The organism is Streptomyces sp. NPDC111507, from assembly GCF_055638955.1.
The window spans coordinates 691,496-708,687 of sequence record NZ_JBVKBU010000002.1 but is presented as its reverse complement, the minus strand read 5'-3'; the positions used below and the strand labels follow the sequence as shown (position 1 = coordinate 708,687).

General features: G+C 71.5%; 18 protein-coding genes and 1 riboswitch. Of the genes, 12 read left to right on the top strand and 6 right to left on the bottom strand.

What is annotated here, in order from left to right:
- The first annotated feature begins 69 nt into the window (after positions 1-69).
- Complete coding sequence (locus ACZ7M2_RS10715; RefSeq protein WP_471594951.1) at positions 70-495, top strand: ATP-binding protein; 426 nt, start codon at positions 70-72, stop codon at positions 493-495.
- 56 nt (positions 496-551) lie between these two features.
- Here the strand turns inward: ACZ7M2_RS10715 and ACZ7M2_RS10710 are convergent, their stop codons facing one another.
- Positions 552-1,382 (bottom strand): DMT family transporter, encoded by an 831-nt coding sequence (locus ACZ7M2_RS10710; protein ID WP_471595223.1) that lies wholly within the window; start codon positions 1,380-1,382, stop codon positions 552-554.
- Positions 1,383-1,517: 135 nt separating this feature from the next.
- Between ACZ7M2_RS10710 and ACZ7M2_RS10705 the strand changes: the two genes are divergently transcribed.
- Positions 1,518-1,901, top strand: coding sequence for a hypothetical protein (locus ACZ7M2_RS10705; RefSeq protein ID WP_471594950.1), 384 nt, complete (start codon positions 1,518-1,520; stop codon positions 1,899-1,901).
- A gap of 67 nt (positions 1,902-1,968) precedes the next feature.
- Positions 1,969-3,180: a glutathionylspermidine synthase family protein gene (locus tag ACZ7M2_RS10700; RefSeq protein WP_471594949.1), complete on the top strand. Its 1,212-nt coding sequence runs from the start codon at positions 1,969-1,971 to the stop codon at positions 3,178-3,180.
- A gap of 12 nt (positions 3,181-3,192) precedes the next feature.
- Here ACZ7M2_RS10700 and rocD read toward each other — a convergent pair whose 3' ends face one another.
- Positions 3,193-4,401, bottom strand: a complete 1,209-nt coding sequence (gene rocD / locus ACZ7M2_RS10695) for an ornithine--oxo-acid transaminase (RefSeq protein ID WP_471594948.1) — start codon at positions 4,399-4,401, stop codon at positions 3,193-3,195.
- A 152-nt stretch (positions 4,402-4,553) separates the two neighbouring features.
- A riboswitch (ZMP/ZTP riboswitch) is annotated at positions 4,554-4,641 on the top strand.
- On the opposite strand from rocD, the gene ACZ7M2_RS10690 reads away from it, so the two are divergent.
- Positions 4,623-6,119 (top strand): glycine hydroxymethyltransferase, encoded by a 1,497-nt coding sequence (locus ACZ7M2_RS10690; RefSeq protein WP_471594947.1) that lies wholly within the window; start codon positions 4,623-4,625, stop codon positions 6,117-6,119. (Overlaps the previous riboswitch by 19 nt.)
- Positions 6,120-6,132: 13 nt before the next feature.
- Here ACZ7M2_RS10690 and ACZ7M2_RS10685 read toward each other — a convergent pair whose 3' ends face one another.
- Positions 6,133-6,822, bottom strand: coding sequence for a hypothetical protein (locus ACZ7M2_RS10685; RefSeq protein WP_471594946.1), 690 nt, complete (start codon positions 6,820-6,822; stop codon positions 6,133-6,135).
- A 119-nt stretch (positions 6,823-6,941) separates the two neighbouring features.
- Between ACZ7M2_RS10685 and trpS the strand changes: the two genes are divergently transcribed.
- Positions 6,942-7,955: a tryptophan--tRNA ligase gene (trpS, locus tag ACZ7M2_RS10680; RefSeq protein ID WP_471594945.1), complete on the top strand. Its 1,014-nt coding sequence runs from the start codon at positions 6,942-6,944 to the stop codon at positions 7,953-7,955.
- Between the two features lie 197 nt (positions 7,956-8,152).
- Positions 8,153-8,737, top strand: coding sequence for a 2'-5' RNA ligase family protein (locus ACZ7M2_RS10675; protein ID WP_471594944.1), 585 nt, complete (start codon positions 8,153-8,155; stop codon positions 8,735-8,737).
- 125 nt (positions 8,738-8,862) lie between these two features.
- On the opposite strand, the gene ACZ7M2_RS10670 is transcribed toward ACZ7M2_RS10675, so the two are convergent.
- Together ACZ7M2_RS10670 and ACZ7M2_RS10665 are read right to left on the bottom strand one after the other, a co-directional pair.
- A complete protein-coding gene (locus ACZ7M2_RS10670; RefSeq protein WP_471594943.1) occupies positions 8,863-9,618 on the bottom strand; it encodes a decaprenylphospho-beta-D-erythro-pentofuranosid-2-ulose 2-reductase in 756 nt (251 codons plus the stop codon).
- A 43-nt stretch (positions 9,619-9,661) separates the two neighbouring features.
- Positions 9,662-11,053, bottom strand: a complete 1,392-nt coding sequence (locus tag ACZ7M2_RS10665) for an FAD-binding protein (RefSeq protein WP_471594942.1) — start codon at positions 11,051-11,053, stop codon at positions 9,662-9,664.
- Between the two features lie 142 nt (positions 11,054-11,195).
- Between ACZ7M2_RS10665 and ACZ7M2_RS10660 the strand changes: the two genes are divergently transcribed.
- The 4 genes from ACZ7M2_RS10660 to ACZ7M2_RS10645 are packed head-to-tail and all read left to right on the top strand — an operon-like array spanning position 11,196 to position 14,053.
- Positions 11,196-11,726, top strand: coding sequence for a phosphatase PAP2 family protein (locus tag ACZ7M2_RS10660; protein WP_471594941.1), 531 nt, complete (start codon positions 11,196-11,198; stop codon positions 11,724-11,726).
- Positions 11,719-12,663 (top strand): decaprenyl-phosphate phosphoribosyltransferase, encoded by a 945-nt coding sequence (locus ACZ7M2_RS10655; RefSeq protein WP_471594940.1) that lies wholly within the window; start codon positions 11,719-11,721, stop codon positions 12,661-12,663. Before ACZ7M2_RS10660 ends, ACZ7M2_RS10655 begins: the two co-directional genes overlap by 8 nt.
- Positions 12,660-13,106 carry a GtrA family protein gene (locus ACZ7M2_RS10650; RefSeq protein ID WP_352049081.1) on the top strand — a complete coding sequence of 149 codons (447 nt, stop codon included), beginning with the start codon at positions 12,660-12,662 and terminating at the stop codon, positions 13,104-13,106. Before ACZ7M2_RS10655 ends, ACZ7M2_RS10650 begins: the two co-directional genes overlap by 4 nt.
- Positions 13,094-14,053 carry a YihY/virulence factor BrkB family protein gene (locus ACZ7M2_RS10645; protein ID WP_471594939.1) on the top strand — a complete coding sequence of 320 codons (960 nt, stop codon included), beginning with the start codon at positions 13,094-13,096 and terminating at the stop codon, positions 14,051-14,053. The genes ACZ7M2_RS10650 and ACZ7M2_RS10645 overlap by 13 nt, the downstream gene beginning before the upstream one ends.
- On the opposite strand, the gene ACZ7M2_RS10640 is transcribed toward ACZ7M2_RS10645, so the two are convergent.
- Positions 14,007-15,317: a D-alanyl-D-alanine carboxypeptidase family protein gene (locus ACZ7M2_RS10640; protein WP_471594938.1), complete on the bottom strand. Its 1,311-nt coding sequence runs from the start codon at positions 15,315-15,317 to the stop codon at positions 14,007-14,009. The two genes, ACZ7M2_RS10645 and ACZ7M2_RS10640, sit on opposite strands and share 47 nt — an antisense overlap.
- Positions 15,318-15,519: 202 nt before the next feature.
- On the opposite strand from ACZ7M2_RS10640, the gene ACZ7M2_RS10635 reads away from it, so the two are divergent.
- The gene (locus tag ACZ7M2_RS10635) at positions 15,520-15,762 is read left to right on the top strand and encodes an SCO4848 family membrane protein (protein ID WP_054233715.1); all 243 of its coding nucleotides are present in this window, start codon (positions 15,520-15,522) and stop codon (positions 15,760-15,762) included.
- A gap of 61 nt (positions 15,763-15,823) precedes the next feature.
- Positions 15,824-17,143 carry a metallophosphoesterase gene (locus ACZ7M2_RS10630; protein WP_471594937.1) on the top strand — a complete coding sequence of 440 codons (1,320 nt, stop codon included), beginning with the start codon at positions 15,824-15,826 and terminating at the stop codon, positions 17,141-17,143.
- The last annotated feature ends 49 nt before the right edge of the window (positions 17,144-17,192 follow it).

The window sequence follows — 17,192 nt, the reverse complement described above, 5'->3', positions numbered from 1 at the left end:
ATCCGTCCTGCCATGACGGCTGCGGCATGCCACCGCCCGAAAATACTCGCCCTTGCCTGGAGCTGGCCCATGCCCGAAACCGACTTCACCCCTGACCCCGACTCCTGGGAGTACTCCCTCTACATCCCGCAGGACCCCCGTGCCGTCACGGTCTGTCGCCGCACGCTCCGGCTGATCCTCACCCTCCACGGCCTGATCCGCCTCGTCGACACCGCCGAGCTCCTCGCCTCGGAGCTGGTCTCCAACGCGGTGCTGCACACCAAGGGCCCAGCCTGTCTTCGCGTCCGCTGTCGGGGTGGCCTCGTGCAGATCGGTGTCTGGGACGCCGACCCCGAACCGCCCGAGCCGCCGGGCCGGTTGGAGGAGCTGACCGAGGCCGAAAGTGGGCGCGGCTTCGCGCTCGTACGGGCGTGCTCGGATCTGTGGGGCTGGCAGCCGCTCTCCCGGCTCGGGCATCGGGGCAAGCTGGTCTGGTGCGAACTGGGGGCCGCGTAGATCCGCGCGCCCCTGAAAGCAGCCCCGTCGCCCCGTGACCCCTCCTTCACCGGCTCCTACGCCGGTTCTTCCACCGGCGCCTCCCCGAACCGTGCCAGTGCCAACGCGCCCGCCACCGCCACCGCGAACCCCAGCACCGCCAGCCAGGCCAGGCCCTCGCGGGTGCGGTCGCCCAGCCAGATCACGCCCACCAGGGCCGGTCCGATGGTCTCGCCGATGACCAGACCGGCCGTGGCCGTCGTCACCGAGCCGCGCTGCAGCGCCGAGGTCAGCAGGATGAACGCGGCGCCTCCGCCGATGAGCAGCGCGTACGTCGCCGGGTTGGTCAGCAGCGTGGCGGGCGCGAGATCGTCGATCAGTCGTACCGAGACCTCGACGACCCCGAATCCGAACCCGGCCCCGAGGCCGAGGACCAACGCCCGGCCCCGCCCGGACATCCGCCCGCCCACCAGGCCGAGCAGCAGCACCACGACCGCGGTCCCCAGCATCCAGTACTTCAGCGTCATGGACCCGGCCTCGCTGCCCTCCGTCCCGGACGCCAGCCCGAGCATCGCCAGCCCCGCGCACACCACCCCCACCGCGGCCCACTCCACCCCGCTCAACCGCACATGCAGCAGCCGTGCGGCGACCACCGCCGTCACCGCGAGGCTCGCCGCCAGCGCCGCCCCGACCGCGTAGATGGGGAGGGAGCGAAGCGCCGCGATCTGCAACAGGAAGCCGAGCCCGTCCAGCGCGAGGCCCGCGAGATACCGCCACTGCCGCAGCGCCCGCAGCAGCAGAGCCGCGTCCCCGCCCGAGCCGCCGCTGTCGGCCGCCGCCCGCGCGGCGATCGCCTGCAACACCGTCGCCGTACCGAAGCAGACCGACGCACCGAGTGCGCACACCATTCCAAAGAGCACGAAGTGACTGTAGGGGACGCCGAATCGGAGGGGTCCCTCGCCTGCCTTGTGCAAAGCACCTCTAATCTGATCGCCTGCGCCGGGCAAAGCGCGCGCACTGTCCTGACAAACGGGGGATCGAAGATGGCGGACACACGACGGCAACTGCGCTCGGGCACAGTCGTACTCGGCGGCATGGGACTCCTCGCGGCAGCCCTCACCGCCTGCTCCTCGGAGCCGGACAAGCGCTGTGTCGACCGCGACAGCTACACCTCGCTCAAGGGCTACAAGGTCATCGCCGACAAGAACTGCAAGACCACCAAGTCCGTCAAGACCACCAAGACCAAGACCACCAGGACCTCGGTCAGCAGCGGCTGGTACTACGGCGGCAAGAAGAAGGGCGGCTGGGTCGACGGCGGCTCCTTCACCAAGGCGAGCAAGGGATCCGGCAGCAGCACCAGCGGCGGCAGCCACCACTCCGTCGACCGCGGCGGCTTCGGCAGCGGCAAGGGCAGCTCCGGCGGCTGAGCGACACCACGTCACCGCACCCGTAGCCGCGGGCCGCGCGCCCAGCACCGATCGGATCCGTACGCGCATGGAACGCCGCACCATCGAGCCCCGCGCCGGCTGGCAGCAGACCGTCGAGCAACAGGGCCTCATCTACCCGCTGACCCGCTACCCGGACGACTCCCTGCGCCCCTACTGGGACGAGAGCGCGTACTACGCCTTCTCGCTCCCGGAGGTGGAGGCGCTGGAGGAGGCCGTCGAGGAACTGCACCGCATGTGCCTGGCGGCGGCCGAGCACATCGTCACGGAGAACCGTTTCGCCGACCTCGGCATCACCGACCCGCGCGTCGTGCGGGCGGTCGCCGAGGCCTGGCAGCGCCGCGGCGAACTCCCCTCCGTCTACGGCCGTTTCGACCTGCGCTACGACGGCACGGGCCCCGCCAAGATGCTGGAGTACAACGCGGACACCCCGACGTCCCTGGTCGAGGCGGCGAGCCCCCAGTGGTTCTGGATGGAGGACCGTTTCCCCGGCGCCGACCAGTGGAACTCCCTGCACGAACGCCTCGTCGCCGCCTGGAAGAAGCAGGCCGCCCTCCTCCCGCCCGGCAGCCCCCTCTACTTCGCGCACTCCTCCGCCGACGAACTCGGCGAGGACCTGATGACCGTCGCGTACCTGAAGGAGACGGCGCAGCAGGCGGGCCTCGACACCGACTGGATCTCGGTGGAGGAGATCGGCTGGGACCCCCTCTCCGGCCGCTTCGTCGACAACCAGCTCCGTTTCATCCGCAGCTGCTTCAAGCTCTACCCCTGGGAGTGGCTCACCACCGACCGCTTCGCCGACCACGTCCTGGACACCCTCGACAACGGCGGCGGTACGGGCACGACCCTGTGGATCGAGCCCGCCTGGAAGATGCTCCTCAGCAACAAGGCCCTCCTCGCCGTGCTCTGGGAGCTGTACCCGGGCCACCCCAACCTCCTCCCCGCCTACCTCGACGGACCCCGGGAGCTGGCCACCACCCAGGGGTACGTCGCCAAGCCGCTCCTCGGCCGCGAGGGCGCCGGGGTGACGGTGCACGCGCCGGGCGCCGCCCCCGTCGTACGCGAGGACGAGCCCTGCTGCTACCAGGAGCTGGCCCCCCTTCCCTCCTTCGACGGCAACCATGTCGTCCTCGGTGCCTGGGTCGTGGACGGCGAGTCGGCGGGGCTCGGCATCCGCGAGTCGTCCGGGCTGGTCACGGACGAGTACGCCCGCTTCCTGCCCCACGTGATCTTCCCGGGACAGGTCTCCCACCCCACGTGATCCTCCAGGCGTTCAATCGACACCCAGCACCGCACGCAGCTGAGCCAACCCCCAGTCCAGGTCCTCCTTGCTGATGACCAGCGGCGGGGCGATCCGGACCGTGACCCCGTGGGTGTCCTTGACCAGGACACCCCGGTCCATCAGCCGCTCGGAGATCTCGCGTCCCGTGCCGTACGCGGGGGCGATGTCGACGCCCGCCCACAGCCCCCGCCCGCGCACCGCCGTGACATGCCCCGAGCCCGTCAGCAGCCCCAGCTCCCGGTGCAGATGGTCACCCAGTTCCGCGGCGCGCCGCTGGTACTCGCCCGACCGCAGCATCGCGATCACCTCGAGCGCCACCGCGCAGGCCAGCGGGTTCCCGCCGAACGTCGACCCGTGCTCACCGGGCCGGAACACCCCGAGCACCTCCCTGCTCGACACCACCGCCGACACCGGTACGACCCCGCCCCCGAGCGCCTTGCCCAGGACGTACATGTCCGGCACCACGCCCTCGTGCTCGCACGCGAAGGTGCGGCCCGTGCGACCCAGCCCGGACTGGATCTCGTCCGCGACGAAGAGGACGTTCCGCTCACGCGTCAGGTCCCGCACCCCGGCGAGGTAGCCGGGCGGCGGCACCAGCACGCCCGCCTCGCCCTGGATCGGCTCCAGCAGCACCGCGACCGTCTCCTCGGTGACCGCCGCCCGCAGCGCGGCCAGGTCCCCGTACGGCACGATGTCGAAGCCCGGCGTGAACGGCCCGAAGTCCGCCCGCGCCTCCGCGTCCGTGGAGAAGCTGATGAGCGTCGTCGTACGGCCGTGGAAGTTGTCGCTCGCCACCACGATCCTCGCCCGGCCGTCGGGGACGCCCTTGACGCGGTACCCCCACTTCCTGGCCGTCTTCACGGCGGTCTCCACCGCCTCCGCACCCGTGTTCATCGGCAGCACCATCTCCATGCCGCACAACTGCGCGAGCTGCGCGCAGAAGTCGGCGAACCGGTCGTGGTGGAAGGCCCGCGAGGTCAGCGTCACCCGCTCCAGCTGCGCCTTCGCCGCGTCGAGCAGCCGCCGGTTGCCGTGGCCGAAGTTCAGCGCCGAGTAGCCGGCCAGCAGGTCGAGGAAACGGCGCCCCTCGACGTCCGTCATCCAGGCCCCGTCCGCCGTCGCCACGACGACCGGCAGCGGGTGGTAGTTGTGCGCGCCATGCGCGTCGGCCGAGGCGATGAGTCGTTCGGTGGTGGTCACGGGATCTCCGTTTCCTGCAGCGCGGGGACCGCTGCCGCACGGGGGGTCGGGCTCGTGGCTCCCTTCCTATCGTCGCTCGCACGGTGGACGCGGCGGGACACTCTGCGGCTACCGCCGCGTGGCCGGTGATCCGGCGCGCCCGGTAGGCTGGCCGACGGGGCCGTGACTGGCGCGCTGGGATGGGATCGACCATCGGGGAGCGGTCCCGTGAACTGTGTGCCGTGCGCCTGGGCCGACCCGTGAACGCTGAACGCCACGTCCGGAGGCCGTCAATGCCCGAGCCCCTTTCCACCGAGTCCACCGCCTTCCGCAGCGCCCTCGACGTGATCCGGGCCGTTGAGCCCCGCGTCGCCGACGCCATCGGCCAGGAGATCGCCGACCAGCGCGACATGCTCAAGCTGATCGCGTCGGAGAACTACGCCTCCCCGGCCACCCTGCTGGCCATGGGCAACTGGTTCAGCGACAAGTACGCCGAGGGCACCGTCGGCCGCCGCTTCTACGCCGGCTGCCGCAACGTCGACACCGTCGAGGCCCTCGCCGCCGAGCACGCCCGCGAGCTCTTCGGCGCCGAGCACGCCTACGCCCAGCCGCACTCCGGCATCGACGCCAACCTGGTCGCCTTCTGGGCCGTCCTCGCCGCCCGCGTCGAGGCCCCGGCCCTCGCGGAGGCCGGGGTCCGCAACGTCAACGACCTCTCCGAGGCCGACTGGGCCGAGCTGCGCCAGGCCTTCGGCAACCAGCGCATGCTCGGCATGTCCCTGGACGCGGGCGGCCACCTCACCCACGGCTTCCGCCCGAACATCTCAGGAAAGATGTTCGACCAGCGTTCCTACGGCACCGACCCGGCCACCGGTCTCATCGACTACGAGGCGCTGCGGACGTCGGCCCGTGAGTTCAAGCCGCTGATCATCGTCGCCGGCTACTCCGCCTACCCCCGCCTGGTGAACTTCCGGATCATGCGGGAGATCGCCGACGAGGTCGGCGCGACCCTGATGGTCGACATGGCGCACTTCGCCGGTCTGGTCGCGGGCAAGGTCCTCACCGGCGACTTCGACCCCGTCCCGCACGCCCAGATCGTCACCACCACCACGCACAAGTCGCTGCGCGGCCCGCGCGGCGGCATGGTCCTGTGCGACGAGAGCCTCGCCGAGCAGGTCGACCGCGGCTGCCCGATGGTCCTCGGTGGCCCCCTCCCGCACGTCATGGCCGCCAAGGCCGTCGCGCTCGCCGAGGCCCGCCGCCCCGAGTTCCGCGACTACGCCCAGGCCGTCGTCGACAACGCCCGCGCCCTCGCCGAGGGCCTGATGCGGCGCGGCGCCACCCTGGTCACCGGCGGCACGGACAACCACCTCAACCTGATCGACGTCGCCTCCTCCTACGGCCTCACCGGCCGCCAGGCCGAGTCCGCGCTGCTCGACTCGGGCATCGTCACCAACCGCAACGCCATCCCCGCCGACCCGAACGGCGCCTGGTACACCTCCGGCATCCGTATCGGCACGCCCGCGCTGACCACCCGTGGTCTGGGCACCACCGAGATGGACGAGATCGCCGGTCTCATCGACCGCGTCCTCACCGCGGCCGAGCCCGGCACCACGGCCAAGGGCGCCCCGTCCAAGGCTCAGCACGTCCTGGACCCGAAGATCTCCGACGAGATCTCCCACCGCGCCACCGACCTGCTGGCCCCGTTCCCGCTCTACCCGGAGATCGACCTCGGCTGACCCACCTCCTGGTTCAGAGGTCGATCAGCTCCTGCCGTGGTTCCCGCGGCGGTCCGGCGCCCTCGCGCCGGGCCGCCGCGCGGCGTACCAGGAGGGTGCCGCCGACCCCGAGGAGCAGACCCGCTCCCAGCCCGGGCAGCACCCACCGCGCACGCTCCTCGACACCCCGTTTCGAGGCCGGCGCGCCCGCGGCGTCCTCGATGAACCTCCCGCGCCCCACCATCCGCTCGAACACCGAGCGCGACGCGCGGTGCCAGCGGATGTCGTCGTCCACCACGTCGGGCGAGGGGTCCGTGCGTACCCAGGGCGTGCCGTCCGCGGCCAGGAACAGCTGGTCCTGGCGCCCCATGGCGACATCGCCCCCCGGCGCGCTGTCGGTCTGCGGCCAGCCCCCGACCCCGCTCAGCCCCCACATCACGGTGGCCCGTACCGGCGGGAAGTCGCCCGCCGTCCACGCGTCCGGCACCCGCTCCGTCCCCATGTAGGTGGGAGTCAGCAGGTCCCACAGCCGCGTGAAGTCCTGCTCTCCGGAGTGCAGCGCGGTCGTGCGCCCCGTGCCGCCCTCGATGACCACGGCCATGTCCGGCCCTCTGCGCCCCGCGGCCGGTGCGAGAGCCCCCGCCGGGTGCGCCGCCAGCACGGCGAGCACCACACCCGAGAACACCGCGATCCCCGCTCTCACCCGTCTGCCTCGGCCCGTCATGCGTGTCCCCCGTCCGCCCCCAGCACGTGCCTCGAGTATCCGCCCGGGTCCTCTCTCCGGGGAGAGCTCTGTTCCCACCTGTTCCCGAGCTCCCGGGTGCACCTGAGAGAATGGTGAACATGGCCTCTGAACGTCCCCGCGTGCTCTCCGGAATCCAGCCCACAGCAGGCTCGTTCCACCTCGGCAACTACCTCGGCGCCGTCCGCCAGTGGGTGGCCCTGCAGGAGTCCCACGACGCCTTCTACATGGTCGTCGACCTGCACGCGATCACCGTTCCGCAGGACCCGGCGGATCTGCGCGCGAACACCCGGCTCGCCACCGCGCAGCTGCTCGCCGCCGGTCTCGACGCGGACCGCTGCACGCTTTTCGTGCAGAGCCATGTCCCCGAGCACGCCCAGCTCGCCTGGATCATGAACTGCCTCACCGGCTTCGGCGAGGCCTCCCGCATGACCCAGTTCAAGGACAAGTCCGCCAGGCAGGGTTCGGACCGCGCGTCCGTCGGCCTGTTCACGTACCCGATCCTCCAGGTCGCCGACATCCTGCTGTACCAGGCGAACGAGGTCCCGGTCGGCGAGGACCAGCGCCAGCACGTCGAGCTCACCCGCGACCTCGCCGAGCGCTTCAACGGCCGCTTCGGCGAGACCTTCACGATCCCGAAGCCGTACATCCTCAAAGAGACGGCGAAGATCTACGACCTCCAGGACCCGTCGATCAAGATGAGCAAGTCGGCGTCCACGCCGAAGGGCCTCATCAACCTGCTCGACGAGCCGAAGACCACCGCCAAGAAGGTCAAGAGCGCGGTCACCGACACGGACACCGTCATCAGGTATGACAGCGAGCACAAACCGGGTATCAGCAATCTGCTGACCATCTACTCGACCCTCACCGGTACCGGTATCGCGGAACTGGAGGAGAACTACGCGGGCAAGGGCTACGGTGCGCTCAAGACGGACCTCGCCGAGGTCATGGTCGACTTCGTGACCCCGTTCCGGGAGCGCACCCAGCAGTACCTGGACGACCCGGAGACGCTCGACTCGATCCTGGCCAAGGGAGCCGAGAAGGCGCGCGCCGTCGCCGCGGAGACGCTCGCGCAGGTGTACGACCGGGTGGGCTTCCTGCCCGCCAAGCACTGAGGCGTACGACCGCACACACGTACCACGGGGCAGAGCGCTGCACATCACTACGGCTGCGCCTGCCCACAACACAGCCGTGGCCTTACAGTCGAAGCCGGACGGCTGAGTACGAACCAGACAACGCGCCCGGCGACGCGAAGGACAACGCAACCGGTGACGCGACCGACGACGCACCGGACACGACGACAGGAGACGACGTGGGGACCGTAACGATCGGCGTGTCGATCGCGGTCCCGGAGCCTTACGGCAGCCTGCTCCAGGAGCGGCGCGCGGGCTTCGGCGACCCCGCGGCTTGTGGCATCCCCACGCACGTCACCCTGCTGCCGCCGACGGAGGTCCACGCCGCCGACCTGCCGGCCGTCGAGGCGCACCTGACCGAGGTCGCCGTGGCCGGCCGGCCCTTCCCGATGCGGCTGTCGGGCACCGGCACCTTCCGGCCCCTGTCGCCGGTGGTGTTCGTGAAGGTCGTCCAGGGCGCCGAGGCCTGCGCCTGGCTCCAGCAGCGGGTCCGTGACGCCTCCGGTCCCATGGCGCGCGAACTGCAGTTCCCGTACCACCCGCACGTCACGGTGGCGCACGGCATCGACGACGCGGCGATGGACCGCGCGTTCCAAGAACTCGCCGACTACGACGCCGAGTGGCCCTGCACGGGGTTCGCGCTCTACGAACAGGGCTCCGACAGTGTGTGGCGCAAGCTCCGGGAGTTCGCCTTCGGCGGATCCGTGGTGCCACCGCAGGCGGGCCACGTGGACGTGGAGCGCGGGACCATCGCCAGCCGCTGAGCCGGGCCTGCGGTTCGGCAGCGCCCCGAAGGGGCGCGGGGAACCGCGCGACCAGCCACGAGGGCGCCGCAGACGATCGACGGCGCATCCCGGCACTTCCGGCGGAGCGCTCAGCCGCCGTCGAGCTAGATCGGCAGGCGGCGGAACACCGCTCGCGGTACGTGCCGCAGCGCCGCCATCACCAGCCGCAGCACCCCCGGCACCCACACCGTCTCCGAGCGCCGTCGCAGCCCCACCTCGACGGCCGTCGCGACCGCCTCCGGTGTGGTGGCCATGGGTCCTTCCGCGCGCCCCGCGGTCATCTTCGTACGGACGAACCCCGGGCGTACGACCATCACGTGGACGCCGGTGCCGTGCAGCGCGTCGCCCAGACCCTGGGTGAAGGCGTCCAGGCCCGCCTTGCTCGACCCGTAGATGAAGTTGGAGCGGCGGGCACGCTCGCCCGCGACCGAGGAGAGCACCACCAGGGAGCCGTGCCCCTGCGTCTGGAGGGCCCGCGCGCACACCAGCAGAGCCGACACCGCGCCCGTGTAGTTGGTCTGCGCGATCCGGGCGGCGGCCGCCGGCTCCCGCTCGTCCCGGGCCTGGTCGCCGAGGACCCCGAAGGCGAGCAGCACCATGTCGAGGTCGCCCTCGGCGAAGACCTTGCCGAGGACCGTCTCGTGGGACTCGGGGTCGAGCGCGTCGAAGGCGAGGGTACGGACGTCCGCGCCCAGTGCGCGCAAGTGCTCGGCGTCCCGCTCCAGGGCCGGCGAGGGCCGTCCGGCGAGCCACACCGTGCGGGTGCGCCGGGCGATCAGACGGCGCGCCGTGGCCAGCGCGATCTCGGACGTGCCGCCGAGGATCAGCAGGGACTGGGGGGCTCCGAAGGCGTCCTTCATGACAACTCCTAGAGGGGTGGGGAGGCGGGACGGTCGACCGGTTCTAGAGGCCGAGGCGGCGGGACAGGTCGGAGGTGAACACCCCACCCGGGTCCAACTCGGCCCGCAGTTCCCGGAATTCGGTCAGCCGTGGATACATGTCGGCCAGCAGTTCCGGCCGCAGCCGCGCGTCCTTCGCCAGGTACACGCGTCCGCCCGCCCCGGCCACCTCCTCGTCCAGCTCGTCGAGGAAGGAGCCGAGGCCCGGCAGGTTCGCGGGGATGTCCAGGGCGAGGGTCCAGCCCGGCATCGGGAAGGAGAGCCAGCCCGGATCGCCCTCGCCGAAACGCTTCAGGACGGCGAGGAAGGACGGGCACCGGCGTTCGGCGATGCGCCGCACGATGCGCCGCAGGGCCTCCTCGCGCCCGTGTCCGACGACGAACTGGTACTGCACGAAGCCACCGCGCCCGTAGATCCGGTTCCAGTGCGGCACCCCGTCGAGCGGGTGGAAGAAGGCCGGGATCCGCTGTAGCTCACCGACTCGCGCACGGGGTGCCTTCCGGTACCAGAGCGCGTTGAAGAGGCCCACCGTTCCGCGGCCGAGCAGTCCCTCCGGCACGAAAGCGGGCGCGGACGGGAACCGCGGCGGTCGGAACGCCAGCGGGCGCCGGCGCGCGCGTGGGGGGAGCGCGTCCAGGGGGGCGTGTTCCCCGCGGGTGAGCACCGAGCGTCCCGTCGAGCGGCCGCGCGCGAGCAGGTCGATCCAGGCGACCGAGTACCGGTAGCGGTGGTCCGTGGCGGTGAGACGGGCCATCAAGTCGTCCAGGTCCGCCGCGCGTTCGGTGTCGACGGACATCAGCGAGGTCTCGACGTGCTGGAGCCGGACGGTCGCCGTGAGGATCACCCCGGTCAGGCCCATGCCGCCCGCGGTGGCGTCGAAGAGGGGGGTGCCCCGGCCCACCGTGCGGATCGCGCCGTCCGCGGTCAGCAGCTCGAAGGAGAGGACATGGCGGGCGAACGCGCCGGACACGTGGTGGTTCTTGCCGTGGATGTCCGCGCCGATCGCGCCGCCGACGGTCACCTGGCGGGTCCCGGGCGTGACCGGTACGAACCAGCCGAGCGGGAGCAGGACTTCCATCAGCCGGTGCAGGCTCACGCCCGCGTCGCAGAGCACGGTCCCGCCGTCGACGTCAATCGCGTGGACGCGGTCGAGGCCGGTCATGTCGAGCACGGCCCCGCCCGCGTTCTGCGCCGCGTCCCCGTACGCCCGCCCCAGGCCCCGGGCGATGCCTCCGCGGACCCCGCAGGCGCGGACGGCGGCCACCGCTTCCTCGTAGGTGCGCGGGCGGACCACACGGGCGGTGGTCGGGGCGGTGCGGCCCCAGCCCGTGACGGAGACGGGTTCGGCCGGGCCGGAGGCGGATCCGGCCGGGTCGGAGGCGGTGTCGGCAGCCATGACCGTGACCGTATCGGCGAAAAAGGTGCGTAAAGCCCTCACCTCTCCCGTCTTCGCGGCTCCTCACCGAAATGGGTGATTAATGGGATGTCATACGAGATTGCCGTAATTCTGCGGCCACTCTCTAGAAGAGTGAGATCACATGGACGACCTTGACGACATGGACCGCCGACGGTGGGACGGCATGGACCGTCGGCTGCTGTCGGCCCTCCACGAGCGCGGCACGGATCCACGCGTGGCGACCGTCGCACGCGCCCTGTCCTGGAGCGGGGAGCACGGCGTGCTGTGGCTCGCGGCCGGCCTCACGGGCGCGGTGGTCGACCGCGGGCGGTGCGGCGCGTGGCTGCGCGGCACGGCGCTCACCGCCACCGCGCACCTCGCCAGCATGGGCGTGAAGCGGATCGTGCGCCGTCCACGCCCCGCGCACATCGTCCCGCTGGTGCGCACGGCCGGACGGCACTCGTTCCCCAGCTCCCACGCGGCCTCCGCGACGGCCGCGGCGGTCGCCTTCGGCGCGCTCGGTGTCCGCCCGCTGCTGCCGCTCGCCGCCGCGATGTGCCTCTCCCGGCTGGTGGCCGGCGTGCACTACCCCTCGGACGTGCTCGCGGGTGCCGCCCTGGGCGCCCTGACGGCCCGTCTGGGCGCCCGCTGGATCGAGGCCGGCCATGGCTGAACGCACGGTGCTCCTGAACCCCACGCCGACCGCCCCGGTTCCCGTACGGACCCTCACCGGCCTCGCCCGGGGTCTCCTCAGGACCACCCGCCCCCGCCAGTGGGTGAAGAACCTGCTCGTCGTGGCGGCCCCGGCGGCGGCGGGCCAGCTCTTCTCCCGGCACGCGGTGATCCAACTCGCGCTCGTCTTCGTCCTGTTCACGGCCTGCGCCGCCGCCGTCTACCTGATCAACGACGCCCGGGACGCCGAAGCCGACCGCGCCCACCCCGTGAAGCGCCACCGCCCGGTCGCCACGGGCCAGGTCCCCGTCCCCCTCGCGTACGCCGCGGGAGGCGTGCTCGCCGTCCTCGCCCCGACCGCCGCCGCCCTGCTGTCCTCCCCGGTCACCGCGGCGCTGCTGACCGCCTACCTCGGCATGCAACTCGCGTACTGCGTCAGCCTCAAGCACGTCCTGGTCGTCGACCTCGCCGTCGTCACGACCGGGTTCCTGATGCGGGCGATGATCGGCGGGCTCGCCCTCGGCATCCCGCTCTCCCGCTGGTTCCTGATCACCACGGGCTTCGGCGCGCTCTTCATGGTGGCGGCGAAACGGTACTCCGAGGCCGTCCAGCTGGCCGGGAACGCCGGTGCCACCCGCGCGCTGCTCACCGAGTACACCACCGGCTATCTGCGCTTCGTCTGGCAGCTGGCCGCCGGGGTCGCCGTGCTCGGCTACTGCCTGTGGGCCCTGGAGGACGGCGGCGTGCCCGGCGCCGGGGTGCTGCCCTGGCGCCAGCTGTCCATGGTCGCCTTCATCCTGGCCGTCCTGCGGTACGCCGTCTTCGCCGACCGGGGCGCGGCGGGCGAGCCCGAGGACGTCGTCCTGCGCGACCGCGCGCTCGCCCTGATCGGGCTGGTGTGGCTCGCGATGTACGGGCTCGCGGTCGTGAACTGGTGAGCCTCGCCCGGCGGCCGCTGACCCAGGAGCTCCTGGGCTTCGCCACCGTCGGCGTCCTCGCCTACGCCGCCGACCTCGGCCTCTTCCTCTGGCTGCGCGGCCCGGTGGGCCTCGACCCGCTCACCGCCAAGGCGCTGTCGTTCGTGGCGGGCTGCTCGGTCGCGTACACCGGCAACGCGCTGGGCACCTACCGGCACCACGCCGTGCGGGGACCCCGGCGGTACGCCGACTTCCTCGTGTTCCTCGCCGTGAACCTCGCGGGCGCCCTCGTCCAGCTCCTGTGCGTCGCCGTCAGCCACTATGGCCTCGGGCTCACCTCGCGACGCGCCGACACGGTCTCCGGTGCGGGGATCGGTATGGCACTCGCCACGGTCCTGCGTTTTTGGGGTACCCGGACATGGGTTTTCCGAGGTGAGGGCAGAGTCGGATCATGGACTGGCTGAAAAAGCTCCCCGGCGTGGGGCCGTTGGTCACCCGCCTGACGGCCACGCACGGGTGGCGGTCGTACGAGCGTCTGGACCGGGTGAAGTGGACGCGGCTCGCCGCCGCGATGACCTTCATCAGCTTCGTGGCGCTCTTCCCGCTGCTGACCGTCGGTGCCGCGATCGCCGCCGCCACCCTCACCAGCCAGCGGCAGAAGGAGCTTCAGGACAAGATCGTCGAGCAGGTGCCGGGCATCTCCGACCAGCTCGACATCAACGCGCTGGTGCAGAACGCCGGCACCATCGGGCTCATCGCGGGCGCCGTGCTGCTGTTCACCGGCATCGGCTGGGTCGGCTCCATGCGGGATTGTCTGCGCGCGGTGTGGGAGCTGCCCGACCGCGAGGAGAACCCCCTCCTGCGCAAGCTCCTGGACGCCGTGATCCTCGTCGGACTCGGCGGCGCCGTACTCGTCACCATCGCCGTCTCCACCATCGCGTCCTCGCTGGTCGGCTTGACGGCCCGGCAGCTCGGTATCGGCGAACACGACTGGGGGAGCGTGCTGCTGCAGTCCGCCGCGTTCGCCGTCGCCGTACTCACCGACTTCCTGGTGCTCCTGTACGTCCTGACCCTGCTGCCGGGCGTCGAGCCGCCGCGCCACCGGCTCGTCGTCGCCGCGCTGATGGGCGCCGTCGGCTTCGAACTGCTCAAGCTGCTGCTCAGCAGCTATATGCGGGGCGTGGCGTCGAAGAGCATGTACGGCGCCTTCGGTGTGCCCGTCGCGCTGCTGCTGTGGATCAACTTCACCTCGAAGCTGGTCCTGTTCTGCGCCGCCTGGACGGCCACGGGACATGCCGACTCCGGCCCGAAGCAACGCGACTACGACCCCGACGAGCCCGCGGAGCCCGAGTACTTCGGGGAGGTCAGCGACGGCGGCGCATCAGGTCGGGGAGGGGCCAGCGGCGGTTGACGAGGAAGACGGCCCCGGCGACCAGGGCGAGCAGACCGCCCGTGATGGCCAGGGCGGTCCCGATCCCGCTGGAACCGGCCTTCGCCGCCGCGGAGGCGGCCACCGGCGACGACGAGGCCTTGGCCCCCCGGTCTCCGGACGACACCGGCGTGTTGGACCCGGCGGACGCGGTCGCACCCGCCTGCGCGCCGGTGTCGACGCCCTTCGGCGGCACGAGCTGACCCACCGGTGTGACCTTGCCGGCCGCGCTGAAGCCCCAGTCGAGCAGTCGCGCGGCCTCCTTGTAGACCTCGTTGTGCTCGTCCTTCTCCGGGTTCATCACGGTGACCAGCAGCACCTTGCCGTTCCGCTCGGCGACACCGGTGAAGGTGGCGCCCGCGTTGGTGGTGTTGCCGTTCTTCACCCCCGCGATGCCCTGGTACGTGGAGACGTCGGTGTCACCGGTCAGCAGCCGGTTGGTGTTCTGGATCTCGAAGGACTCGCGGGTCTTCTTCCCCTTGTCGTTCTTCTTCGTCTCGCCCGGGAACTTCGCCCGCACGGTCGAGCAGTACTCCCGGAAGTCCTTCTTCTGCAGCCCGGAGCGGGCGAACAGCGTCAGGTCGTACGCCGACGACACCTGGCCCGGCTGGTCGTAGCCGTCGGGGCTGACCACATGCGTGTCGAGGGCCTGCAGGTCCTCGGCGTGCGCCTGCATGTCCTTGACCGTCTGATCCACGCCGCCGTTCATCGCCGACAGCACGTGCACGGCGTCGTTGCCGGAGCGCAGGAAGACGCCGAGCCACAGATCGTGGACGCTGTACGTCTCCTCCTCCTTTATCCCCACCATGCTGGAGCCCGCGCCGATGCCCGAGAGGTCGGTGACGGCGACCTTGTGCTGCTCGGTCTTCGGGAACTTCGGCAGCACGGTGTCGGCGAAGAGCATCTTCAGCGTGCTCGCCGGGGGCAGCCGCCAGTGCGGGTTGTGAGCGGCCAGCACGTCGCCCGACTCGGCGTCGGTGACGATCCAGGAGCGCGCGGTCACCTCCTTGGGCAGCACCGGGGCGCCCGTGCCGAGATTCACCTGGGTACCGGCCTCTCCCAGCCGCGCTCCGCCCACCGTCGACATGTTCGCCGGGGGAGTCGCGCTCGGGCTCGCCGTCGGTGACGGTGACGACGACGGCTTGTCGGCCGCGAAGACGGGGACCGTCGTCGTCAGCGAAAGGGACAACAGGGTGGCGGAAGTGACCAGCATCGATCGCCGGATGGTCTTCTTGGTGGCGGGCACGGTCGAGAAATTACAGGGCGCGGGCCGGGAAGTCCCATCACCCGATGCTGGAGTCCCCTGGTCCCGGCCACCCCGGCGGCCGGTCCCGGCCGGCGACGGCGATACTGGAGCCATGCTGTGCCCACCCGGGGGACAACCCCCGGACCCCCGGCCGGTTGGGTCGGCTTCGGGTGCCCGGCATAGTGATGAAAGGTCCCTTCCCGTGAAACTCAGCCGCCCCGTCTCCTGGTTCCTGCTCGCCTTCGGAGTGTGGAGCTGGATCATCTGGGTCACTTTCGTCAAGAATTTGTGGAAGGACGGCAGCGGGCTCGCGTTCAACGACGCGGGGGATCCGACGGCGTACTTCTGGGTGCACCTGACGCTCGCCGTCGTCTCCTTTGTCTTGGGGACGGTCGTCGGCGGCATCGGGTTCCGCGGACTGCGCGCATTGCGCCAGACGTCATAACAACAGGGGACAAACGGGGGGCAACGGAACACAACGGCGGACAACGGGGGGATACGGCGTCTTGGTCATCGTCTTCGTACTGGTGGGACTGCTCGCCCTCGCCGCGGTCGCGGGGCTGTACTGGTACGTGTGGCGCCGCCTGGTGCGCGACACGACGTCCGGTCCGGGTCTCGCCCGGCGCGCGGGCACGGTGGTCTTTGTCGCCGGGCCGGTGCTGATGATCGCCGCGGTCGCCGCGGAGCGCGCCGGCGCGCCCTTCTGGCTCCAGCGGGTGCTGGCCTGGCCCGGGTTCCTGTGGATGGCGCTGTCGATCTACCTGCTGCTGGGGGTGGTGGCGGGGGAGGTCGTACGACCGCTGCTGCGCCGGGTCATGGAGCGGCGCGCGGCCCCCGCCGCGGCCGTACCGCAACCGGCACCCGTACGGAACCCGGCACCCGTACCGCACACGGAGCCGGTGCCGCACACGGAGTCGGTGCCGCACACGGAGTCGGTGCCGACGGGAGCGGCGGCCCCCCAGGAGCCCTCACCCGCCGCACCGCCACGGCCCGTCACCACCCCCTCGCGGCGGCTCTTCGTCTCGCGGGCCGTCGGCGGGGCCGCCGCGGCCGTCGCCCTGGGGACCGTGGGGTACGGGACGTACGGGGTGCTGCGCGGGCCCCGGGTGAAGCGGGTCACCGTGCCGCTGGCCAAACTGCCCCGGTCCGCGCACGGTTACCGGATCGCCGTCGTCAGTGACATCCACCTCGGGCCCACCCTCGGCCGGGACTTCTGCCGGCGGGTCGTCGACACGATCAACGAGACGCAGCCCGACCTGATCGCGGTGGTCGGGGACCTCGTCGACGGGAGTGTGAAGGACCTCGGACCCGCCGCGGCGCCCCTCGCGCGGCTGCGGGCACGGCACGGCTCGTACTTCGTCACGGGCAACCACGAGTACTACTCCGGCGCCGCGCAATGGGTCCGGGAAGTACGGGAACTGGGTCTGCACCCGCTCGAGAACGCCCGGACGGAAATGGCCGGATTCGATCTCGCGGGCGTCAATGACGTCGCGGGGGAGAGCGAGGGGCACGGGCCCGACTTCGGGAGGGCGCTGGGGGACCGGGACACCGCGCGGGCCGTGGTGCTGCTCGCCCACCAGCCGGTCCAGATCCACGACGCCGTCAAGCACGGCGTCGACCTCCAGCTCTCCGGGCACACCCACGGCGGACAGCTCTGGCCGGGCAACTACATCGCGGAACTGGCCAATCCCACGGTCGCGGGCCTGGAGCGGTACGGCGACACGCAGTTGTACGTCAGCCGGGGCGCGGGTGCCTGGGGGCCGCCGACCCGGGTGGGTGCGCCGTCGGACATCACCGTCGTGGAGCTGGCGTCCCTGCAAGCCTGAGAACCAGCTGTGAAACAGGGGCGAAACGGTCTTTCCCAATACCCCGTCT